The 21,222-nt window shown below is 58.1% G+C and carries 20 protein-coding genes; 8 read left to right on the top strand and 12 right to left on the bottom strand.

Annotated features, from left to right (window positions below; all coding sequences use genetic code 11):
• Window positions 1-73 precede the first annotated feature (73 nt).
• The 4 genes from NXC24_RS27700 to NXC24_RS27685 are packed head-to-tail and all read right to left on the bottom strand — an operon-like array spanning window position 74 to window position 4,548.
• Window positions 74-1,417, bottom strand: a complete 1,344-nt coding sequence (locus tag NXC24_RS27700; protein ID WP_104826588.1) for an FAD-binding oxidoreductase — start codon at window positions 1,415-1,417, stop codon at window positions 74-76.
• Window positions 1,414-2,931, bottom strand: a complete 1,518-nt coding sequence (locus tag NXC24_RS27695; RefSeq protein WP_104826587.1) for an aldehyde dehydrogenase — start codon at window positions 2,929-2,931, stop codon at window positions 1,414-1,416. Before NXC24_RS27695 ends, NXC24_RS27700 begins: the two co-directional genes overlap by 4 nt.
• Window positions 2,924-3,835: a dihydrodipicolinate synthase family protein gene (locus NXC24_RS27690; RefSeq protein WP_104826586.1), complete on the bottom strand. Its 912-nt coding sequence runs from the start codon at window positions 3,833-3,835 to the stop codon at window positions 2,924-2,926. The genes NXC24_RS27695 and NXC24_RS27690 overlap by 8 nt, the downstream gene beginning before the upstream one ends.
• A complete protein-coding gene (locus NXC24_RS27685; RefSeq protein WP_104826585.1) occupies window positions 3,832-4,548 on the bottom strand; it encodes a GntR family transcriptional regulator in 717 nt (238 codons plus the stop codon). The genes NXC24_RS27690 and NXC24_RS27685 overlap by 4 nt, the downstream gene beginning before the upstream one ends.
• Before the next feature lie 599 nt (window positions 4,549-5,147).
• Between NXC24_RS27685 and NXC24_RS27680 the strand changes: the two genes are divergently transcribed.
• The 4 genes from NXC24_RS27680 (at window position 5,148) to NXC24_RS27665 (ending at window position 9,426) form a co-directional block, all read left to right on the top strand.
• Window positions 5,148-7,421 carry a cation:proton antiporter gene (locus NXC24_RS27680; RefSeq protein ID WP_104826584.1) on the top strand — a complete coding sequence of 758 codons (2,274 nt, stop codon included), beginning with the start codon at window positions 5,148-5,150 and terminating at the stop codon, window positions 7,419-7,421.
• A 109-nt stretch (window positions 7,422-7,530) separates the two neighbouring features.
• Entirely contained in the window at window positions 7,531-8,631 is a 1,101-nt protein-coding gene (locus tag NXC24_RS27675; RefSeq protein ID WP_104826583.1) for a YihY/virulence factor BrkB family protein, read from the top strand.
• Window positions 8,632-8,743: 112 nt separating this feature from the next.
• Window positions 8,744-9,007, top strand: a complete 264-nt coding sequence (locus tag NXC24_RS27670) for a type II toxin-antitoxin system prevent-host-death family antitoxin (RefSeq protein ID WP_104826582.1) — start codon at window positions 8,744-8,746, stop codon at window positions 9,005-9,007.
• Entirely contained in the window at window positions 9,004-9,426 is a 423-nt protein-coding gene (locus NXC24_RS27665; protein ID WP_104826581.1) for a type II toxin-antitoxin system VapC family toxin, read from the top strand. Before NXC24_RS27670 ends, NXC24_RS27665 begins: the two co-directional genes overlap by 4 nt.
• Before the next feature lie 80 nt (window positions 9,427-9,506).
• Here the strand turns inward: NXC24_RS27665 and glgX are convergent, their stop codons facing one another.
• Together glgX and treY are read right to left on the bottom strand one after the other, a co-directional pair.
• Window positions 9,507-11,582 carry a glycogen debranching protein GlgX gene (gene glgX / locus NXC24_RS27660; protein ID WP_104826580.1) on the bottom strand — a complete coding sequence of 692 codons (2,076 nt, stop codon included), beginning with the start codon at window positions 11,580-11,582 and terminating at the stop codon, window positions 9,507-9,509.
• Window positions 11,583-11,671: 89 nt separating this feature from the next.
• Window positions 11,672-14,158, bottom strand: a complete 2,487-nt coding sequence (gene treY, locus NXC24_RS27655) for a malto-oligosyltrehalose synthase (RefSeq protein ID WP_104826579.1) — start codon at window positions 14,156-14,158, stop codon at window positions 11,672-11,674.
• Window positions 14,159-14,289: 131 nt separating this feature from the next.
• Here treY and treZ point away from each other — a divergent pair, with 131 nt between their 5' ends.
• From treZ to NXC24_RS27635, 4 genes are all read left to right on the top strand, one after another.
• On the top strand, window positions 14,290-16,053 hold the full coding sequence (gene treZ / locus NXC24_RS27650; RefSeq protein WP_104826578.1) for a malto-oligosyltrehalose trehalohydrolase: 1,764 nt from the start codon (window positions 14,290-14,292) through the stop codon (window positions 16,051-16,053).
• Window positions 16,054-16,202: 149 nt separating this feature from the next.
• Entirely contained in the window at window positions 16,203-16,607 is a 405-nt protein-coding gene (locus tag NXC24_RS27645) for a VOC family protein (RefSeq protein WP_104826577.1), read from the top strand.
• Window positions 16,608-16,781: 174 nt separating this feature from the next.
• The gene (locus NXC24_RS27640) at window positions 16,782-16,985 is read left to right on the top strand and encodes a hypothetical protein (RefSeq protein WP_104826576.1); all 204 of its coding nucleotides are present in this window, start codon (window positions 16,782-16,784) and stop codon (window positions 16,983-16,985) included.
• Window positions 16,978-18,147, top strand: coding sequence for a DNA topoisomerase IB (locus NXC24_RS27635; RefSeq protein ID WP_104826575.1), 1,170 nt, complete (start codon window positions 16,978-16,980; stop codon window positions 18,145-18,147). The genes NXC24_RS27640 and NXC24_RS27635 overlap by 8 nt, the downstream gene beginning before the upstream one ends.
• A gap of 203 nt (window positions 18,148-18,350) precedes the next feature.
• Here NXC24_RS27635 and NXC24_RS27630 read toward each other — a convergent pair whose 3' ends face one another.
• From NXC24_RS27630 to NXC24_RS27600, 6 genes are all read right to left on the bottom strand, one after another.
• Window positions 18,351-18,539 (bottom strand): DUF3008 family protein, encoded by a 189-nt coding sequence (locus NXC24_RS27630; RefSeq protein ID WP_104826574.1) that lies wholly within the window; start codon window positions 18,537-18,539, stop codon window positions 18,351-18,353.
• A 131-nt stretch (window positions 18,540-18,670) separates the two neighbouring features.
• Window positions 18,671-18,889 carry a hypothetical protein gene (locus NXC24_RS27625; RefSeq protein WP_104826573.1) on the bottom strand — a complete coding sequence of 73 codons (219 nt, stop codon included), beginning with the start codon at window positions 18,887-18,889 and terminating at the stop codon, window positions 18,671-18,673.
• 237 nt (window positions 18,890-19,126) lie between these two features.
• Window positions 19,127-19,459: a four-helix bundle copper-binding protein gene (locus NXC24_RS27620; RefSeq protein WP_104826572.1), complete on the bottom strand. Its 333-nt coding sequence runs from the start codon at window positions 19,457-19,459 to the stop codon at window positions 19,127-19,129.
• Window positions 19,460-19,475: 16 nt separating this feature from the next.
• Entirely contained in the window at window positions 19,476-19,940 is a 465-nt protein-coding gene (locus tag NXC24_RS27615) for a YbhB/YbcL family Raf kinase inhibitor-like protein (protein ID WP_104826571.1), read from the bottom strand.
• Between the two features lie 6 nt (window positions 19,941-19,946).
• Window positions 19,947-20,195: a hypothetical protein gene (locus NXC24_RS27610; protein ID WP_104826570.1), complete on the bottom strand. Its 249-nt coding sequence runs from the start codon at window positions 20,193-20,195 to the stop codon at window positions 19,947-19,949.
• 610 nt (window positions 20,196-20,805) lie between these two features.
• A complete protein-coding gene (locus NXC24_RS27600) occupies window positions 20,806-21,069 on the bottom strand; it encodes a hypothetical protein (protein WP_104826568.1) in 264 nt (87 codons plus the stop codon).
• Window positions 21,070-21,222: the final 153 nt, after the last annotated feature.

Genomic DNA, 21,222 nt, shown 5'->3' with positions numbered 1-21,222 from the left:
TACTCCTAGTTCTCGTTCCCATTCTTCTGAAGATCTGCTCTTGGCTCGATCCTCATTATTGCGCGGCGAGGGATCATCCCTCGCGGCCTGCACGCAACTCCTGCAGCCGGATGACCGAGTTCACGCCGAGCCATGCGATCGGCTCGGGCGGCAACTTGCTCGGCTCCGGTTGATTTCTGTATTGTTCGAGTTCAGGGCTACCCGCCCCTGTCGCCAGATCGGCAGCCATCATCCCCGCGAGTGTGCTCTTGACGGTGCCGAGGCCATTTTCGCAGCAGGCAGAAAAGAGCCCTTCTTCGACCTCACCAAATGCTGGCACATGGTTCCGGCTGAGGCACAGCGCACCGGCCCAGCTATATTCCAGGGGCAGGCCTTTCAGTCCGGGGAAACGGGCGTCGAATGACCGGCGCTGCTCGGCAGCTATGCCGGCGACACGCCTATCTGACACCTGGAGGCTTGGATCATATGTGAACCTCGTCCTTATGACGATCCGGGACAGGCCATTTGTGGTGATCTTGCGTACGGTCGCGCCCATGGGGTCTGCGGGCAGAAGCGCCCAGCGGTCCGCGCCGGTAACGCCGCCATATTCGTTCTGTGAGAAGGCGGTGGTCATCGATGCGTAGGTAAAGATGTGCATCAAGCGGCGGCGAAAGTGGCCGAAGCTTTCGATGTGGCCGTTCACTCCGAGAATGACCTTCGGCGCAGACACGGATCCGCGGTTTGACTTCGCCTTCCAGAACCTGCCTTCGCGCGAAAGCTCCAGCACCGGCGAATGCTCGTAAAGATCGATTTTTGATCGCAATCCGCGCGCCAAGCCGCGGATGTACTCCGCCGGCTGGATCAGCACGGCCCCTGGGGTATAGAGCCCTCCTCGATAATAGTGCGAGCCGGTCATTTCCCGCATCTGATCGGCATCGAGAACGCGATAATCTTCGCCGATCTTCTCGAGGGACTTTCTGTAATTCTCGTTGAGCCCCAAGCCCCTGTCCGAGGCAGCGGCGTTCGTCTTGCCCGATGGATCGAATGTTTCCTTGGACAGGCCATACTCGGCCGCAACGTCAGCGGCGAAGGCGATTGCCAAGCGGTTCTGTCTGATCTCGTCCTTGGTGGACTGCTCGTCGGCAACCGAGTACTCGCCGGACGAGAGATTGTGCGGCACGTCGATCATGAAGCCGGAATTTCGTCCGGCCGGTCCTTTTGCGAGTTCACGGGCCTCAAGAATGACAATCTTGTCCTGCGGCCGCAATTGCGAGAGGCGTCGGGCCGCAGATAGCCCGGCGAATCCAGCGCCGATGATCAGCCAGTCCGCAGTAATGTCGTGGTCAAGCGCCGTCACGGGATAGGCGCGTTCGCTAATCGCCTCCCATCCCGAAACGCCAGTATCAATCGGTAGGCGCTTGATCACATGCCGGGTCATCGGATGGTCTCGTCGAGGGAGCGATCGGAGATGTCGATCCAGATGGTCTTGAGTTCGCAGTAGTTGTCGTGTGCGAAGATCGACTTGTCGCGGCCGCCGAAGCCGGATTCCTTGTAGCCGCCGAACGGGGTCGTCGCGTCGCCTTCGCCGAAGCAGTTGACCGTGACGAGGCCGGCCCGGATGTCGCGCGACAGGCGGATCGCATGCTTCAGGCTGGCGGTATAGACCGATGCCGTCAGGCCATAATTGGTATCGTTGGCAAGGGCGACGGCCTCGGCCAGTGTGTTGAACGTCGTCACCGACAGGATCGGCCCGAAGATTTCTTCCTTGAACAGCCGGCTGGAGGAGGTGACGCCGTCGACCACCGTCGGCTCGACGAAGATGCCGCCATGTGTTTCACCGCCATGAGCGATCGTCAGCTTCTCGCTTTTGACGTCGTCGAGGAAGGAGGTGACCTTCTCATAGTGGTTCTTGCTGACCAGCGCACCGACGCGGTTTTCCGGATCGAGCGGATCGCCCGTCTTCCACTCGCGCATATAGGCACCGATGCGCTTCAAGAGCTCGTCCTTGATCTTGGCATGGACGATGAGGCGCGAGGAGGCCGAGCAGTTTTCGCCCATATTCCAGAAGGCGCCGTTCACCACCTGCTCGGCGACGAGATCCAGATCCTCGGCATCCTCCAGCACCACGGCCGGGTTCTTGCCACCGCATTCGAGCACGACCTTCTTCAGGTTGGAATCGGCGGAATAATGCAGGAAGCGTCGCCCGGTCGGCGTCGAGCCGGTGAAGGCCACCATGTCGACATCCATGTGCAGGCCGAGCGGCTCGCCGACCTCCCGGCCGCTGCCGGTGACGACATTGAAGACACCGGCCGGGATGCCGGCTTCATGCGCAAGTTCGGCAACCCGGAGCGTCGTCAGCGTCGTCTCCTGTGCCGGCTTGACGACGACCGAGCAGCCGGCGGCCAATGCCGGGCCGATCTTCCAGGCGAGCATCAAAAGCGGGAAGTTCCAGGGCAGGACGCAGCCGACGACACCGATCGGCTCGCGCACCACCATCGCCAGCGCATTCGGGCCGACCGGATTGGTGTTGTCATAGAGCTTGTCGATTGCCTCGGCGTGCCAGCGAAGGGTGTGGATGGTATCGGGCACGTCGACGGTCTGGCATTCGCGAACCGGCTTGCCGCTGTCGAGGCTTTCCATCACCGCCAGTTCATGGCGGTTGTCTTCCAGGAGCTTGGCGAACTTGATCAGCGTCGCCTTGCGCTCGCCGGGCGACAGTTGCCGCCAGCGGCCATCCTCGAACGCCTCTCTTGCCTTGAGGACGGCGTAATCGACATCGCTTGCATCACAGGCGGCAACGTCCGCCAGAAGTTCGCCGGTCGCCGGATTCGTCGTCTTGAACGTCTTGCCGGAATTGGCCGGACGGAAGCTGCCATCGATGAAGGCATTGGTCGGGAACTGAAGGCCGGCGGCGATTGCCTTGTATTCGGCTGCGGTCAAGGGTTCATGCATGATTGGCTCCCGAGGTGATCTGGGCGACCGTGCGCTTCAAGGTGGACACAACGGTCTCAAGGGTTCTTTTCTCTTCGGAGTTCAGTCCGCGCAGCGGCGCGCGGACCGGACCGGCTTTCAGGCCGATGATCTCGCAGCCATGCTTGATCGACTGCACGAACTTGCCGCATTCGAGGAAATCCATCAGCGGCAGCATTGCCGCCATGATCGCCCGGCCCTTGTCGAAGTTCTTTTCGAGCACGCAGGCCTCGTAGAGCGCGACATGTTCGCGCGGCAGGAAGTTGGAGCCGGCGCAGACCCAGCTCCTGGCGCCCCAGGCGAAGAATTCGAGCGCCTGGTCATCCCAGCCGCAGGACAGCGCGATGTGCGGGAACTTGCGGGCGAGCCGATGCAGGTTGCCCATGTCGCCGGAGCTTTCCTTGATCGCCACCACGTTCTTGGATTTGCCGACGCGGGAGAAATACTCCTCGCCCATCATCACACCCATGCGGGCGGGATAGTTGTAGAGCATGATCGGCAGGTTGGCGGCGCGGTCGACGGTCAGTGCATGAACGGCGTTTTCGCGCTCGGTCGGCAGGGCATAGGGCGGCGACGACACCAGGATCGCATCGGCGCCGATGTCCTTCGCCGCCTTGGCATATTCGACGGAGTCTTCGGTGCGCGTCGCGCCGGTGCCGATGATCAGCGGCAACCGGTTGCCGATCACCTCCTTGGCGTAGGCGCCGAGCTCGAAACGTTCCTGGCAGGACTGGGCGTAATATTCGCCCGTCGATCCGCCGACGATGATGCCGTGCACGCCGGCATCGATCAGGGATTCCAGGACCGCAGCAAACCCGGCCCGGTCGATCTGCCCGTCCGAGCTCAGCGGCGTGATCGCAGGCGTGTAGATACCTTCAAACTTCACGGCAGTTTCTCCAATGATTGCACGCTCGGACCGCCGATCATGGCGTCCGACTTAAGTCCTTGTGGCGCTATGAACATTTCCATGTTCTCGCGGGACAGTTCCCAATGTTCGAAGACCAGGTCGACGACGGCGTCTTCGTCGTGAGCGCTCAAGGCCTCGATGAAGCTGTCATGGTGCTCGACCGCCACCTGCAGGCGGCGCCGCATGTCCTGGTTTCTCGGACGGAAGAAGGTGTGCCCGATGCGCGCATGGTCGATGAGGAGCCGGCCGAGGCTCGGCTGCAGATAGACGTTGGCCGACATCTCGCCGAAGATTTCGTGGAAACGATTGTTCTCGAGAACCATCGTAAACGCGTCCATGTCCACGCTGGCCTGGCGAAAACGCTCCTGCGTCTCCTTCAGATCGGCAAGCTGGGCCGGCTTGAAGTTCTGTACCGCGAGGCGGCCGATCGCCGCGTAAATCATCGGCGCAACCAGGAAGAAGTTCCTGAGCGTCGCGTGGTTCATCGGAATGACCCGAGCCCCGCGGTTCTCGCGAATATCGATATAGCCCTCCCCCGCCAGCCGCCGGAAGATGTCGCGAACCGGGGTGCGCGAAAGACCGTAACGCACGCTGAGGCTCACCTCATCAAGATCGGCATCGGGATCCAGCTCCATCGTCAGGATCTGGCGCTTCAAGTCCTCATAGAGGCTGCTCTTAACGGTCTTCGCCATGGGGAAAACTCCGCTTCTCTTTCCTGATGAGGGGATCATGGCACGCACAGCCGCTCGTGTCAATAATTGTGTACTTGTTGTACACAATGAGTGTTTAGTAAGAATACAATTATGAAAGCGCCAGCCGCCGGGAAGCCATCTTCCCGAGAGTGAAGTCCGATGCGTCAGGCAAATTCATCCAGCAACCGCGTAGCAAAGGCAGGTATTCGGCCACTGCGAAGCCAAGGGAGCCGGATCCAATGATGGGCGAATTGAGGTCACGCAGAGGCCGGCGAGCAAGCCGCCAAAGTCTTCGGTGGCCCTTTGATGTCAGGACCTCTTAAGCGGCGTCGGTCTGGAGCGGCGCAATCGAAGGAACTCCATCTTGAGGGCCGCGTTAACTCGCCAGCATGCCTCTTGAACAAGAAAGAGCCCATGGCGATCAGATATAGCAAGCCTCAATGAGCAGGACATCGGCGCAAGACGTTGAATGCATTGAGAGGTTTCCCAGTCGAAACGACATCTGAGCGCTTCGTCCAGCGAGCTAAATACCTCGCCTGCTAGCCCCTTCACTATCGACACTCGTTCGCGTCAGGTTCTCCGCGGTGAGCAAGGCCCCCATGAGATCAATGAACCTCGGAAAGCGATACTCAGGTCCGATTTTGATCAGCCTGCTACTTTATGCAGGCATTGCGACATCGGCTTTCGCCGCGAATGGAGGCCATACCGCCGTGCCCTCCGAAGGACTTTTCCTTATTCAAATTGTCATCCTAGTCATCTTCGGGCGATTGCTTGGGGAACTTATGGTGCGCATCGGGCAACCATCGATCATGGGTCAAATCATCGCTGGGGTATTGCTTGGTCCGTCCGTTCTCGGCGCGATCTTGCCTGATTTTCAGGCCATAGTGTTTCCCGCCGACGATGCGCAAAAAAGCATGATCAACTCGGTGGCGCAGCTAGGCATACTTTTTCTACTTCTGTTGGCCGGAATGGAGACCGACCTCGGCTTGGCGCGACGGATGCGGCGGGCAGCAATTGGCGTCTCGTTCACGGGCATCGTCGTCCCCTTCGCGGCGGGTTTTGCGCTTGGCGAACTCCTTCCGGCGAGCTTGCTTCCCGACCCCGAAAAGAGACTTGTGGCCTCGCTGTTCCTGGGCACGGCGCTTTCCATCTCGTCGGTGAAAATCGTCGCCTCCGTCGTTCGCGAAATGGACTTCATGAGGAGAAATATCGGTCAGTTGATCGTTGCATCCGCCATCATCGACGACACGGTTGGCTGGGTCATCATCTCGGTCACCTTCTCCCTTGCGGAAAAAGGAGGAGTCGAGCTGCCGACGCTTGCAAAGAGCGTGATCGGCACGCTTCTGTTCATGGGAGTGAGTTTTACGATTGGACGACGTGTCGTCTTTGAAATAATCCGCTGGACGAACGACCGCTTCAAAAGCGACCTGCCCGTCCTCAGTGCCATTGTCGCGATCATGGGCGTCATGGCGATCATCACCGATTTAATTGGCGTTCATACGGTCTTGGGCGCGTTTGTGGCAGGCATCCTCGTCGGACAGTCGCCCATCCTGACACGTCAAATAGACACGCAGCTTCGGGCGCTGACGACGGCTCTTTTTATGCCGGTGTTCTTTGGTCTGACCGGGCTTCAAACAGATCTCACTGTCCTGCGGGATCCGGCAATACTGTTGCTGGCAAGCGGCTTGATTGTCATCGCCAGCATAGGAAAGTTCGGCGGCGCATTTCTCGGTGGCCGTTTCGGGGGCTTCTCAAATTCGGAAGCCATTGCGCTCGGCTGCGGTATGAACGCGAGGGGTTCGACCGAGGTGATCGTTGCTGCCATCGGACTTTCCGTCGGCGTCCTGGATCAGCGGTTGTTTTCCATCATTGTAGCAATGGCCGTCGTCACAACAATGCTCATGCCGCCGACTTTACGATGGGCGCTTGCTCGATTGCCGGTTCGGGCAGAGGAGCAGAACCGGCTGGAGAGCGAGGAGTTCGAAAAGGCGAGCTACCTCGGCAAATTTGAACGCATATTGCTGGCGGTCGATCTGTCTAAAAATGGCAACCTGGCCTCCAGAATCTCAGGGTTCCTGGCCGCGATCAGGCAGATGCCGGTGACGGTGCTGCGTATTGACGACGAGGCAAAGAGCGAGACGAGCGAGCAGCGGTCGGACGCAGACGGCGTCGCAACATTTGTAGATCGCGTCAAGGCAACCGCTACGAAATCCGTGGCGCAATCTGATGCCGATTCCGCCACACCCTCGGACGTCCACGTCACCGGCAGAAAGAAAGGCGGCGATCTAGAGCGAGCACTTTCCGAAAGCGCTGAGCAAGGACATGACCTGATGATAATCGGGGCCGAGCCAGCGATCGCCGACGCCGGGGGGCTGGACGAGCGTTTTACAAAGATGACGTCCTCGTTTCAGGGAACCGTAGCCATTACCTTCAGCAGAGGGCGGGTACCCGAAGAGGATAGTAAACTCCGCATCCTCGTTCCAGTCTCAGGGACGGAGCGTTCCACCCGCGCCGTCGAGTTCGCTTCGGCAATCGCAAAAGCTGCCGGTTGTGAAATCGCCGTCGTATACGTCACCGATCCGCAGCAACTCCTTCGGCGCCCCCGCCTCAGCGATATGAGCGATCTTCATGAAGAAGCTTTCAAACGCGTCGACGAAATCGCGGCAAATTATGGTCTCGACATTCAGAAAACCGTTGAACGAGGGACATCGCCGGAGCTGGCTATATTGCGAAACGCCAGGCGCCGCCGCGCAAATCTGATAGTGCTGGGCGTCAGCAGGCAAGCGGGCAAAAGGCTTTCCTACGGAGGAATTGCCAATTCACTGATCGACGCCGCAGACAGATCGATCGTCGTTGTCGAAGCTGAAAAATAGCATCCGGTGGCCCTTGGGTACCGCGCGTCGTTCCGCACGGCGTCCGGCGCATCTTTTCGGCAGGTTAAGCGTTACCGCAAAGCGATGGGCTGTCTGATGGAGTAACCTGATGAGAAAGCGTGTCCGCCATGGTCGTCCGAAACGCACGGCTTCTCTATTCCAAACAACTAGCATTGCGATCCTCGCCTTGCTCGTGGCTCGTGCATTCGTGAAGCGAGAACATATCGAAGCCGGGCCTGCCAAGGTTGGAGACCACGCGCTCCATCAGGAGCTCGGGCGATTTGCAGCCGTTCCGGAGCAAATACCGGCCCTCGGCTTGCGCGATGTGTTTTGGCGCGTCATCCACGAGGTCAGCGACGATCGCATTACGCTCGTTGCCGCAGGCGTGACCTTTTATCTTCTGCTTGCGCTCTTTCCCGCACTTGCAGCACTCGTTTCGCTCTATGGCTTCTTTGCCGATCCCGCGAGCATCAGTGATCATCTCCGTTCACTTGCCCTTCTCCTTCCCCCCGGCTCCTTTGACATGATCGCCGATCGGCTGAACGATCTCGTCGAGCGGCGGAGCGAGACGCTGAGCGTGGCGTTGTTTCTCGGATTGGGGGTCGCCTTGTGGAGCACGCATAGCGGAACATTGGCACTCTTCGATGCGATGAATGTTGCTTATGAAGAAGCCGAAAAGCGCGGGCTAGTCCGCCTCAATCTCATCGCGCTCTGTTTTACGCTATGTGCAATATTGGCGGCCATATTGGTCATTGGATCGGTCGCCATCATGCCGCTGGCTCTGTCTTTGCTTTGGCTCGACCAGTGGAAGGAGAACCTCGTGCTGATCCTGCGCTGGCCAATTCTGTTGGTTCTCATGATCATTGCCGTGACGGCAATCTACAGGTTCGGTCCGAGCCGGGAACCGGCGAAGGTGCGATGGCTCACCTGGGGAGCCGCACTGGCGACCGCAGGCTGGATCGCCATGTCTCTGCTGTTCTCTATCTACCTCAAGAACTTTGCCAACTACGATGCCACCTATGGCACGCTTGGCGCTCTGATCGGCTTTCTGATCTGGATCTGGCTGTCGGTGGTGATCTTGCTGGTCGGGGCAGAAGTCAACGCGGAACTGGAACACCAGACGGCGGTTGACACGACCATCGGCCCTGCCCTTCCCATGGGCAGTCGCGGCGCTCACGTTGCCGATACGATCGGGAAATCCTTCACCTGAGCGGCAGTGAAATATTCGATGATGTTGCGGTCAAAATGTCTGGCCGCTTGCCACTCGACGATCCTGGTCTTATATAGTCATTATAGTTACAATGGTCAGGAAGAAACGAGCAATGCGACCAACACCAAGCGAGCAAAATTGGACGGTCGCCAGCGCAAAGGCGAAGCTTTCCGAGGTCATCGAGTGCGCGCAATCCGCGCCGCAGACAATTACGCGAAACGGCAAGCCAAGTGTCGTCGTCGTCTCTGCCGAAGAGTGGCATCGGAAGACTGCGCGCAAAGGCACGCTTGCAGAGTTTCTGATGGGGTCACCCCTGCGCGGCGCCGATCTGGACCTCGAACGTCAGCGCGACGACCCGCGTGATCTTTCGCTGTGAGACTGCTGCTAGACACCAATGTCCTGTCTGAGGTGACAAGACCGCGCCCTGATGCGCATGTTTTGAAATGGCTAGATGGTCTCGACGAGGATCGCTCCTTCATCAGTGTCGTATCGATCGCGGAGATCCGGCGCGGGGTAGCACTGATGGATAGCGGGCGGAAGCGCGACGCGCTGACTGAATGGCTTGCCCAGGACCTGCCGCAACGCTTCGAGCATCGTGTCCTCCCTGTGAACGAACCGGTTGCCGTGGCCTGGGGCGATCTGATGGGCCTCGCAAAGCGGAACGGCCGCGGCCTGTCGTCCATGGACGGCCTGATCGCTGCCACGGCGATTGCCCATGATCTTACCCTTGCAACGCGCAACATAAGAGATTTCGAAGGCTTTGGGATTGAGCTGGTCGATCCGTGGGTGGTATGACATCCATAGTGGACGGCAACGCTGGAAGCTCGCGCATGCCGGAATATGGCAAGCATGGCCGCCGCCTCGAATGCGCCAATTCAGATCGGCCGCAGAACCGCTAAGCTTCGGGCTTCGAGTTGCAGGCTTTGCTCGGCGATTGCTTCTACACCCCTCGCCATCGGATCCGAAGTGGTGAGCTCCAAAACCCAGCTTTTGTCATCGGGCAGGCTGAAGTCGACATTTTCATCCTGAGGATTGAACAGGAGCAGCACGTCGTCCCACCCTTCCTCGAAGGGGTGCTTGCGTGACAGACGCAGTCCGATGGTCGTGCTTGCCTCATCTTCCCAATGTTCTTCGGCATGCTCGCCACCGCCGGGATTGAGCCAGATGACGATCAAGCCATCGCGCCAATTCTCCCGCCTGAAGATCGAATGATCCTGTCGTAAAACTATCAGACGTTTGGTGAAGGTGCGCAGGGCTTCGGCACTCTCATAGGGTGCCTCCCAATGTAGCCAGCTAAGCTCGTTATCCTGGCAATAGCCGTTATTGTTGCCCATCTGGCTGCGGCCGAACTCGTCGCCGGCGAGCAACATCGGCGTCCCATGCGACAGGAACAAGGTCGCCATGAAATTCCGCTTCTGACGATCTCGCGTCGTGTTGATGCCCTCGTCTTCGGTTGGCCCTTCGGCACCGTAGTTGAAACTGCGGTTGTCGTTGTGGCCGTCCTCGTTGTCCTCCCCATTGGCCTCGTTATGCTTGTCGTTGTAGGAGACGAGATCGTTGAGGGTAAAGCCGTCGTGGGCCGCAATGAAGTTGACGCTCGCCCATGGTCGGCGCCCGCGTAGATCATAGACATCGCCCGAGCCGAGGATGCGCGCGGCGAAATCTCTCGTCGTGCCCGGGGTGCCGTTCCAGTAGTCGCGGATCGTATCGCGATATTTGTCGTTCCATTCTGCCCATCCAGGCGGAAAGCCGCCGACATGATAACCGCCGGGACCGATATCCCACGGCTCGCCTACAAGCTTGATTTTGGAGAGCAGCGGATCTTGACCGACCGCATCGAAAAAGCCGCTACGCTGGTCGAAGCCTTGCGGCTCGCGGCCGAGAATCGTGCCGAGATCGAAGCGGAAGCCGTCAACCTCCATCTCTTCCGCCCAATAGCGAAGTGAGTCCGTCACCATCTGCAGTACGCGTGGGTGAGACGTATTGATGGTGTTACCGGTGCCCGTGTCGTTGATGTAGTAGCGTGGCGTGTCGGGCAGAGTGCGATAATAGGAAAAATTGTCGATGCCTTTGAACGAGAGGGTCGGGCCAAGCTCGTTGCCTTCGGCCGTATGATTGTAGACGACGTCCAGGATCACCTCGATACCGGCGTCATGGAGGGCGCGCACCATTTCGCGGAAGCCCGCGAAGCCTTTCGGACCGTAATAGCGCGAAGCCGGTGCAAAAAAAGCGAGCGTGTTGTAGCCCCAGTAGTTGCTGAGGCCCTTGTCGAGCAAATGGCCGTCATCCGGAAAAGAGTGGATCGGAAGCAGCTCGATCGAGGTGACGCCAAGGCTTTTGACATAGTCGACGATCGCTTTCTGGCAGAGCCCGTCAAACGTGCCGCGCAGTTCCCCTGGAATTGCCGGATGCAGCATCGTCAATCCCTTGACGTGAGACTCATAAAAAATCGTTTGCGACCATGGAACGGACGGCTTTGGGTAGGGAGTTTTATCTCTGCCGTTGAGATTGATGACGCGGCACTTCGGCATGAAGGGCGCACTATCCGTCTCGTCGAAAGACAGATCTTTCAGCTCGTCATCCAGAATGTAGCCGAATTGCGCTTGCGACCATTCGACATTGCCCACCAATTCGCGGGCGTAGGGGTCGATCAGCAGCTTGTTCGGGTTGAAGCGATGCCCCCCATCCGGATCAAACGGCCCATGAACACGGTAGCCGTATAGGGCACCGGGTTTCAGGTCCGGAATATAGCCATGCCAGATCTCATTGGTGAATTCGGGTAAAACAATCCGCTCGATCTCACGCATTCCGGTCTCGTCGAAAAGACAGAGTTCCACCTTTTCCGCATAGGCGCTGAAGAGCCCGAAGTTGACGCCCTGCCCATCGTAGTTCGCTCCAAGGCGCGTGAAATCGCCGGGCTCAATTGCATATCGCTTTCCGTCTTGTGTCATGCGGGCCTCTTCATCGGTGCACCCACAAACCCCGCAACGACACGTTTTGTTCCGGCGCACCAACGGCTGTGGATTGGCCGACAAAAGAGTTAGTTGGATGTGACAAGGAAGGAGACGGGAAGTTCCTCAAACAATTGCGCCGCGGAAATACTGCCCGCAACCAGTGACTGACCAGTCAGCAGGTCACGCATTTGCCCGCCAAGTCGCGGCGGTATCGACACCGCCGTGTTCTCCCAGAAATCAGTTCCGGTACCGGCAGCATCCACCAGCCTCGGGACGATCGTGATTGCCGCCTCCTGGTGATGAACTCGGGCAAAGGCGACGAGGTTGTCCGACCGCTGTCCCTTGACCTCAAGGGGATGATAGCTGCCTTCGAGAAAGAGTTGAGGATGGTCGTTTCGATGGCGCAGGACGCTCCGGATGATCTGCCGTTTCAGGGATGTGGCCCACGGCTTTTCGAAGGGAGGTAGGACTTGCGCCGCGCCGGCTGCACGATAATCGATTGGCCTTCGGTTATCCGGATCGACCATACTGAAATCGAGACCCTCAGCCCCCTGGTAGATGTCGGGGATGCCAGGTGCGGTGAGCTTGATCAGCAACTGAGACAGGCTGTTGGAATAACCAAGCTTGATAAACGGTTGCACTGTCTCCCTAAAATTATTCAGGAAGTCGTGGTTTTGAGGCGAAAGCAAAGCGGCGGTGTAATCCAAAACTGCCTTTTCATATTCGGGCTTTTCCTCCATCCAATCCGTTCGCAACTTCGCCTCGCGTATCGCCTTCAACACAAAGGCCGAAAACCGGTCTTTCATCGCATCCATGTCGCTTTGCTCGGGATCATCAGGCCAGATTCCCGCCAATGCCTGATACAACATCCATTCGATATTGGGTTCCGGCGCCGGTCCGTCCGCAAGATCGGTGCGAAAGGTGGCGTTCAAAGCACGCCACCGTGCGACGCCATCGATCCAGGCGTCCGGATGCTGTGAAAGGCTGTAGAGACGCGCCCGCGCATCTTCCCCGCGTTTCGTGTCATGCGTCGACGTTGCGGAAAGCCCATACGGCTGGCGCTGAAGTCGATCCGCCATCGCTTGGTGAAAGGCGGCAACGCCACGCGGCGGCTTTGCGGGTTCGCCACCGACCTCATTCATCGCGATCAGGCGATTGTACCGATAAAACAGCGTATCTTCGACGGCCTTTGCCATGACCGGACCGCTGAGTTGCTGAAATCTGGCTCGAAACTCCACAACCCGGTCATCGGCGATTTCCCCGCGCAATAGGCTGCCGATCGCGTCCAAAGCGTCCGCCGCCGGCAATCTGGCTCGCGCCTTTTCTATCGCCATACAAAGGACCGCATCATCCGACGCAGACAGAGCTCCCCGGCAACCATAAGTACGATAGACCGGAAAGGCGACCAACAGCTCCCGAAGCGCTGACGACACTTCCGCTCCGCTGACTCCAGGAAAAATCGACTTCCCCAGCTTGCTCAGGCGTGCCATCTCGCCGGCGAAATTGCGCTCGACCATCAGCAGCTTCGCGTTGCGCAAACCAGTGGCAAAGTCGGAATGCTCACTGTCGACGGTCGCGTATGCTGCCTCGATTTTTTGTAAGCCCTCGTCTGCAATGAAGAGGTCCGCCATGGCGGAGATGAATTCGTATCCGGTGGTGCCCGACACGGGCCAGTCCGTCGGCAAGGTCTCGCCGCGGCCAAGGATCTTTTCGACCACAATGAACGTGTCGGCACCGACCGCCCGCCGCAGGCGTCCAAGATAGGTTTTCGGATCCGCAAGCCCGTCGATATGATCGATGCGCAAACCCTGCACTTCACCGGAACGGACCAGTTCTATCGTCAGCCGATGCGTGTCTTCAAAGACCCGCTCGTCTTCCACCCTTATGCCGACCAAACCTGCGACCTCGAAGAAGCGGCGGTAGTTGAGGTGCCGGGCGGCATCTTTCCAAAAGAGCAATTGCCAGTGCTGCTTTTGGATCAGCTCTTTCATTTTCGCGGCATCCCGTGAGAAAGCCTGCAATCGCTCGGTATCCCCGCCTGTCTGCGCCATCACAAATTGGGCGCTGCCTTCGGAGAGCTGAAAGCAATGGTCGAAATAGGCCAATTGCAAAAGGCCATCGGCGGGATCATAGCGAAGCCGAAGCTCGCCCTCCGCGAGGGCTTCTTCAACAGGCTTTCCGAGCCTCGGCAATGTCAGCTTCTCGGTCCAATCGATGTCGAAATGGCCTGCGTAAGCGCTCTTCGGCCCACGTCGCAGCACGTCGCGCCACCAGGCGTTTTCAAGTGAGGCTGCCATATGGTTCGGTACGATATCGAGGATGAGGCCGAGCCCGGCTTTCTGCAAACTTGCCGCCAGCATGTCGAACCCCTTGCGGCCGCCTATCGCCGGATCGATCTCGTTCGGGTCGGTGATGTCATAGCCGTGGGTCGACCCCTTGGTGGCGGTGAAGATCGGCGAGAGGTAGAGGTGGCTGATCCCGAGGTCTTGCAGATAAGGAACAAGTTCGCACGCCCGGTCGAAAGTGACATCGCCGCGACATTGCAGGCGGTAGGTGGAGGTCGGAGCACGCATAGCTTTCCCCTACATAAGAATGGCTTTTATCAACGGAACCAAACAAGATCTGTTCCGGCTGAGGAACACTCGCCGACAGGATGCGTTGGAGGACGTGCAGAATTCAAAGCGACGACACGGGCGGAGAGGACATGCAAAACAGCTTCACATTCGGGCCTGATATCAAGGCGCATTCCGTCACGTTCCGCCTCTGGGCGCCGTTGCAGGACCGTGTGAAGGTCAGGATCGAGCAGCACGGGGAATGGGAGATGCGCCGGCAGCAGGACGGATGGCATATCGCCGATGTACCGCAGGCACGCCCGGGAGATCTTTACAAGTTCATGCTCTCCGATGGTCTGGAAGTGCCGGATCCGGCATCGCGTTTCCAGCCAAACGATGTTCATGGCCCCAGCGAACTAATCGATCAGACGTTCGAGTGGCGCATGGAGCGTTGGAAAGGCCGGCCTTGGGAGGAAATCGTCATCTACGAACTGCATGTCGGAGCGTTTACGGAGGCCGGCACCTTCCTGTCCGCCATCGAAAAGCTCTATCATCTGCAGCGGCTCGGCATCACGGCGATCCAGCTCATGCCGCTCAGTGATTTTTCGGGGCGATATGGCTGGGGCTATGACGGCGTTCTGCCCTATGCGCCGGACAGCAGCTATGGTCGTCCCGAAGATCTGAAAATGCTCGTCGACGCGGCACATGAGCGTGGCATCTGCGTTTTCCTGGACGTCGTCTATAACCACTTCGGCCCGGACGGAAATTACCTGCCCACCTACGCACCGATCTTCAGCAACCGGCACAAAAGCCCCTGGGGAAATGGTCTCAACTATGATGGCGAGGGCAGCCGCTTCGTGCGCGATTTTGTCATTCAAAACGCCATCTACTGGCTGAGCGTGTTTCGCATGGATGGTCTGCGGCTCGATGCCGTTCACGCAATCAAGGACGACAGCGATCCGCATGTCCTGAACGAGCTTGCCGACAGCGTCAGACAGGCGCTCTCCGATCGCCACATCCATCTCATCCTTGAGAATGAGGACAACAATTCAGGTCTTTTGGCTCGCGATCCTCATGGCAAGCCGTCTCACTTCACGGCCCAATGGAACGACGATATCCACCATGCCCTCCACGTGGCAGCGACCGGCGAGACCTTCGGCTACTACCGCGACTATGTCGATTATCGATCGCACATAGGCCGGGCGCTTACCGAGGGCTTCGTATTTCAAGGGGAACACATGGGGTATCGAGGGCGATCCCGAGGATCGCCCAGCGCCGGTCTGCCGCCAACGGCCTTTATTTCCTTCATGCAGAACCACGACCAGATCGGCAACAGGGCCATGGGCGACCGTATGGTCACTTCCCATTCGATTGAAGCCATAAAAGCAATCGCGGCCGTCTATCTACTCTCGCCGCAAATCCCGATGCTGTTCATGGGCGAGGAATGGGGCGCCACCACACCTTTTCCCTTCTTTTGCGATTTCGACGAGGAACTGAACAGCAAGGTGAGGCTCGGCCGAAAGGAGGAACTATCACGCCTACCCGGCTTCGACGCGGAAGATGCGCCCGACCCGACCTCAGAGGCCACTTTTCGCAGCGCAAAGCTGCGTTGGGACGAGGCGGAGCAGGACAAGGCACTCAACGCGTATTACGAGCGGCTGATAACGCTCCGGCGCGAAAAGATCGTGCCACTTCTCCCACACGCCCAAGGTCACTCGGCCGTCCACGCCAAAAGCGGATCGCTGGTGCAGGTCACCTGGCGACTGGGCCAGGCAAAGCTCGGTCTTATTGCCAATTTGTCGGACCAAGCCATCGCCGCCCCAATCCCTGCCGAAGTACAGACGCTCTTCACATCAGGAAATATTGCCAGCGCTCAAATCGACCCTTGGGCAGTCGCTTGGGGCCTGTCGTCTTGATATCCGATTCAGCCGAGCATCGGAGAGGCCGGTCACCAGATATGCTTGGCCCCATAGCCGACGTTAGGCCGCTCCGATTTCGCAAGACGGCTACACTTTAAGTGCCCCCGCTGTTATGGTCATCGCGACTTGGTTGAGGAGGAAGAGTGATGTCTCTGCTTGCCTTGCATCATGTATCGATCGTCACCACCGATCTGGAAAAGTCGCTGCCTTTCTATTGCAAGGTGTTCGGGCTTGTTCAAATTCCGCGGCCGAATTTTCCGGTGGATGGGGCTTGGCTTGCCTGTGGCAGCCTGCAGATCCATCTCATCGTCAATCCCGAAGGCACGTTTCGCAAAAATCCCGCGATCGACCGCAATGATTGCCATTTCGCCTTTCGTACGGATGACTTCGAGGGTGTTGTCGAACGGCTGAAAGCCCTCGGCTTTCGAGAGGACCTGCCTCAAGGCGATCCAAAGCGCCTGCTGATCATTCGCACCGGCCATGCTGATTTCCCGCAGCTCTACCTTCGCGATCCTGATTTGAATATTGTGGAGGTCAATGGAGCGCCGTAGGCGGCGCGATCCGAGATAGGGCGGGTTAGCGCCGCACGCTCTCCTTCATCGTCGATGGAACAATGTGTTCCGGCCGTGGGTTACATTCACCATGGCGGGATCGAAGAGCGCTGCTCACCTCCCGGCGGCGAGACCGGCGAAATGCCGGAACGCCAGTTCCATAGGAGACCAGCGATGAAACATCAGCAACCACGTGACGGCGCGCCGGGAACGACCGACCAGTCCCCGAGATGGGAAGGCCCGGCCGGCTCGAAGCCCTCAGGCTATCTTCCAGCCAAGGATGGCGGGGAAGCGGCGCGAGACGCCAATGACGAGAATATCAATCATCCGCGCAAGCGGAAGGTCTCCGATGCGCTGAAGCAAAAAGGCGATGACTGAGAGCGGCCTGCAATTGGGACAGGAACCAAGTACCGTCGACACCGGCGCAGCATGCGCCGGAGTCCCGTTCGCACGTGGGCAATTGCAGGTCGCTGCTGATCCTACTCCACCGGGGGCAACCTGCTCGAAAGCCCCGACAGCGATCGGAGACGAATCCGAAGTCTTTTACCTCGCCGCGTTGGACAGTGGCGTAACCCGCAGGAAGAGCCGAAAAGGCTTTCTCTATTTCGACGAGCGGGGAACCCGGATTACCGACGAGGCAGAACTCGAACGTTTTGCCGCGCTCGCCATTCCTCCCGCATATACCGACGTCATTATTTCACCCGATCCAAGATCACACTTGCAAGCCGTCGGCCGCGATGCCAAGGGGCGCAAACAATATCGTTATCATCCAAATTGGATTGCAGAGCGCGATCGGGAAAAATTCGCGCAACTGGTGGAGTTTGCGCGGGCATTGCCTAATATTCGCAAACGGATCGATATCGATCTCCGCCGCAGGAAGCCGGGATTGGCCAAGGCGCTCGCCACTGTCGTCTGGCTAATGGACAAGCTTTTCATCCGCATCGGCAACGAGGCCTATGCTATGGAAAACGGCTCCTATGGGCTGACGACCTTGCGCAGCAGGCACGTCAAACTGGTTGGCTCGCGCGTGCAATTTCGCTTCAAGGGCAAATCCGGCAAGGAATGGCGGTTGAGTTACACCGACCGCCGCATCATACGCGCCATACGCATGTTGCAGGAACTGCCCGGCCAGCATCTGTTTCAATATGTTGATGAGAACGGTGTTCTCCACCCAATCCGCTCGCAAGACGTCAATACCTATATTCGCGAGGCCGCGGCTGGCAACTTCAGCTCACGGCAATTCCGGATCTGGGGCGCCACGCGGATGGCAGCTTCGGCCCTGGCGATCATTGAGCCCGGCAGCAGCGCCGCAGCACGGGCAAGGCAGGTCAACGAAATCATCGATGCAGTGGCAGGGAAGCTGGTGAACACCCGCGCCGTCTGCCGCGGATCCTACATACATCCAAGCGTTTTCGAAGGTTTCGAGGACGGCAGTCTCGCAAAAATCGCCAAGACTAAGGTGAGGAAGAGTTCCAGCATCCTGAAATGGCTGAATGAAGACGAGGTGGCAGTGCTGCGCTGGCTGGAAGAATTGGAGTGACCATCCCTTTGCGCAGTGGCGGACAATGTATGCTGCGCGACTTGCAGCATACGGAGCCATGTGCTGCGGGCGTTGTCGATGGCGAATGATATGCGCGGTCGTCCATCACTTCGTGGAAACACCCATCAGTGATCAGCTAGTAGTCTATGATCGTGCAAACCAAAAAGGCTTCATCGCGGCGCCCTTGAGCTGCGCCGTCCGGCTCAGGACTTGGAGGCGTGCATCGGCTTTCCCTTCTCCTTGGTGGACGCCATGTCGTGAAGTTCCTTCTCGCTCATGGACTCGACCATGCTTTTGGAAGCGCCTTTCAGTTCGCTTTTTTTCTTTTCGCCGCGCTTGGCGGCAAGGGCCGCTCCGGCAGCCTTCTGCTGAGATTTCGATTTTGCAGGCATCGTGAACCTCCTTCGATGATTGGTCCTCCGGCAGTATCCCGCTTTCAGGTGGGATCACCTGAAAGCGGATAAGATGAATTAAATTCAAAGACTAGAGCGATCTTTTGCATGTTCAAATGAACGCACGCGTTCTAGCCATCAGGACGCCGGTTGCCGGCGTGATCGTGATTTTGTTCGGTCTGCACATTTCTGCTGTCGAGGCCCCTCTCCTTGGAATGCTGCGCTTTATCTCTGTTGGAAAGCACGGCATTTTCCCTGACGCGACAATCGTCCAGCGTCGAGCGGGCGCCTGAGGCATCGCCTTTGCCCTGCGCTCCGCGTCCGATGTGCTTCTTCCCTGCATGGGCCATTATCTTTCTCCTTCAAGGCTGTTCAAGTTTCCTTATCCGGCAAATCGCAGCAGCAGGATTACGACAACCACCGCCACTAGGCCACCGAAGAAAACCAGACGCTGCCAACGGCGCTTCAGAATTATCTCGCCCTGGCGGACATGCTGAGCCGCGAACGTCGGAGTTCTGCTCGCTTCTGGTCTGTCTTCTTATCGTCATTCATTTTCGCTTCACCTCTGCTTCGGCGAAGTCGCGATCTTACATTCCCGCCATCTGTCGGCAGGTCTCGGCGCACTTGCGGCAGGCATCCACACACTCCGCCATATCGCCGATCCGCTCACAATCGGCAGCGCATTCGCTGCAGATTTCCGTGCATTCACGGCAGACATGCGGATGGTGCCTGGAACTAATCAGCATGAAATGCGCGGACGTACGGCATATCTCCGCGCACGCCATCATCAGCCTGAAATGCTGCGGCTTGGTATGTTCGCCGCCAGCTTCCAGGCAATGGTTCATCGCCGTGGACAAACAAACGCTGTAGCAGCGCAGGCAGTTTTCGACACATTGCTGCATCTTGCTGTCCAAATGCATTGTCGTCTCCTTTGGGCTATTGCGTCTGGTACGTGCCAGTGACACTCGCTTCCGCGAGCACATGCTTCTTCGCCTCAGCCCACATGGCGCTTATGCCGGCGGCATCGGGAATCGAAAGCCTCGGGACGTCGAGAGCGACAAGGCGGAAAATGTAGTGATGGGGACGATCGCTACGCGGCGGTTGGGGGCCGTCATAGCGTGAATTGCCGAAATCGTTTTTGTAGAACCGCGGCGCCCGATCCGGTGCCGTATCGACGCTTTCGGCCAGATCGGTCCATTGCGCAGGGATGTTGGCGATGCCGCAATGGCGAAAGGTGCCACTCGGAGCGTCCGGATCTTCGACGATAAGAGCAAAGCTCCTGGTTCCATCGGGAGCGTCGCTCCAGGCAAGCGGCGGAAAGAGATTCTCGCCCGCTCGCGCATATTTCCTGGGGATCGGCTGATCCTGCGCAAAGGCTTTGCTGATCAATGTCAAAGCCATGACGTTCTACCTTTTACTGCTGGTGATGACGCCCTTTCCATGCCCGCTTCGCTGATTGACGCCACGAACCATGTTTCGATCCTTGTTTCCGGTGTCGGAAGTGGCCTTTAGATCGCCGCCTTTCCGAAAAGCTTCCCTCGCCTGCTCATTTCGGTGCAGATCTGCGGTCGGGTCGAACGTCTTGTCGGCATTTGCCATTTTCTCGCGTTTTTCGATGACGCGGAGTTGCTGTTCATGAGTTTTCTTGCCGGTCATGCTATTTTCCCTTCTCAAGGTCGGCGCATTCCCACGCTCCCAACGAACTTGCTCGCGGCCGATCGCCACGGGCGTATCTTGGTCGTTGACTTGGATTCGGAGTCGAACCCCTCCGCGTTCTCATTGTTCCCCTGCAAACCGCAGGAACGGCATTCATTGCCGGAGATAATCATCAGCGCCTCCCGACGCGGCTGCGATCGCCTATTCTGATCGTCGAGCACTTAAAAGAAACGTTTCTACGAGGGGCTCTGAATCTTACGGGACTGTGCGATATTTCCGCGACGCCGCGGGAACATTCCGCGTTCAACAGAGTTGCATTTGCATCCGAGAGAAAGAACTAGATGCAGAACTTTGGCGACGACGAAAAACAAGACAGGAATGATCCGATAGTATCTCAAGCCAAAACCCCGGCAGATCGAAGCACGAAACGTCGTGCCGGATATCTGTTCGTGCTTGCAATAGTCATAATTTCGTTGATTGTTCTTATGGAATGGCTAGTGAACGGAACAATAATGCTTTCGAAAGCGCAATAAGCCGAACAATCCTCCCAACCATCAAATATTACTCGCCGCAGCGGAGGCTGCGGCGACCCAGTTACTCACCTTGTATGTCAGTGGCGACTGACGAATTTCGTGAACCAGCTAGTGTCGCCGCTTTCCGTCTTTTCCTGGTAGAGAAAGGCGAGCTTGTTCTCGTCGAATATTCGGAAGAACTCCTCCCAGGAAATCTCTTCGAGCGATTCTTCAGGCTTGCCGAAATCAATCCGCAAAATGCCGCCCTTCTTCGCGCCCTTGACCCGGGCTGGGCGACCATTCCTCGCCTTGACCCAATTGCGGATTTTGTCGTGTTCGGTCGTCGTTTGAGATGCGCTCATCTCAGCCTCCTCTTTATTATGACCACCCGGTCTAAGCTGGCAGGCCCATCATTGTTCCCGGCCCTCGGCATTTTGATTGCGATCCATGCAGCCGAAGACGCCGGAACCGACGCTCGTCGCCTCCCACAGGCAACAAACGCCCCCCTGATGGGT

Source organism: Rhizobium sp. NXC24, assembly GCF_002944315.1.
GTDB lineage: Bacteria > Pseudomonadota > Alphaproteobacteria > Rhizobiales > Rhizobiaceae > Rhizobium.
This window is presented reverse-complemented; position numbering and strand designations above follow the sequence as displayed.

What these genes read in the sequence shown, in the direction of transcription:
- NXC24_RS27700 (WP_104826588.1), bottom strand. Translation starts at nt 1,417, where the DNA reads ATGACCCGGCATGTGATCAAGCGCCTACCGATTGATACTGGCGTTTCG.
- NXC24_RS27695 (WP_104826587.1), bottom strand. Translation starts at nt 2,931, where the DNA reads ATGCATGAACCCTTGACCGCAGCCGAATACAAGGCAATCGCCGCCGGC.
- NXC24_RS27685 (WP_104826585.1), bottom strand. Translation starts at nt 4,548, where the DNA reads ATGGCGAAGACCGTTAAGAGCAGCCTCTATGAGGACTTGAAGCGCCAG.
- NXC24_RS27680 (WP_104826584.1), top strand. Translation starts at nt 5,148, where the DNA reads ATGAGATCAATGAACCTCGGAAAGCGATACTCAGGTCCGATTTTGATC.
- NXC24_RS27675 (WP_104826583.1), top strand. Translation starts at nt 7,531, where the DNA reads ATGAGAAAGCGTGTCCGCCATGGTCGTCCGAAACGCACGGCTTCTCTA.
- NXC24_RS27670 (WP_104826582.1), top strand. Translation starts at nt 8,744, where the DNA reads ATGCGACCAACACCAAGCGAGCAAAATTGGACGGTCGCCAGCGCAAAG.
- glgX (WP_104826580.1), bottom strand. Translation starts at nt 11,582, where the DNA reads ATGACACAAGACGGAAAGCGATATGCAATTGAGCCCGGCGATTTCACG.
- treY (WP_104826579.1), bottom strand. Translation starts at nt 14,158, where the DNA reads ATGCGTGCTCCGACCTCCACCTACCGCCTGCAATGTCGCGGCGATGTC.
- treZ (WP_104826578.1), top strand. Translation starts at nt 14,290, where the DNA reads ATGCAAAACAGCTTCACATTCGGGCCTGATATCAAGGCGCATTCCGTC.
- NXC24_RS27645 (WP_104826577.1), top strand. Translation starts at nt 16,203, where the DNA reads ATGTCTCTGCTTGCCTTGCATCATGTATCGATCGTCACCACCGATCTG.
- NXC24_RS27640 (WP_104826576.1), top strand. Translation starts at nt 16,782, where the DNA reads ATGAAACATCAGCAACCACGTGACGGCGCGCCGGGAACGACCGACCAG.
- NXC24_RS27635 (WP_104826575.1), top strand. Translation starts at nt 16,978, where the DNA reads ATGACTGAGAGCGGCCTGCAATTGGGACAGGAACCAAGTACCGTCGAC.
- NXC24_RS27630 (WP_104826574.1), bottom strand. Translation starts at nt 18,539, where the DNA reads ATGCCTGCAAAATCGAAATCTCAGCAGAAGGCTGCCGGAGCGGCCCTT.
- NXC24_RS27625 (WP_104826573.1), bottom strand. Translation starts at nt 18,889, where the DNA reads ATGGCCCATGCAGGGAAGAAGCACATCGGACGCGGAGCGCAGGGCAAA.
- NXC24_RS27620 (WP_104826572.1), bottom strand. Translation starts at nt 19,459, where the DNA reads ATGCATTTGGACAGCAAGATGCAGCAATGTGTCGAAAACTGCCTGCGC.
- NXC24_RS27615 (WP_104826571.1), bottom strand. Translation starts at nt 19,940, where the DNA reads ATGGCTTTGACATTGATCAGCAAAGCCTTTGCGCAGGATCAGCCGATC.
- NXC24_RS27610 (WP_104826570.1), bottom strand. Translation starts at nt 20,195, where the DNA reads ATGACCGGCAAGAAAACTCATGAACAGCAACTCCGCGTCATCGAAAAA.
- NXC24_RS27600 (WP_104826568.1), bottom strand. Translation starts at nt 21,069, where the DNA reads ATGAGCGCATCTCAAACGACGACCGAACACGACAAAATCCGCAATTGG.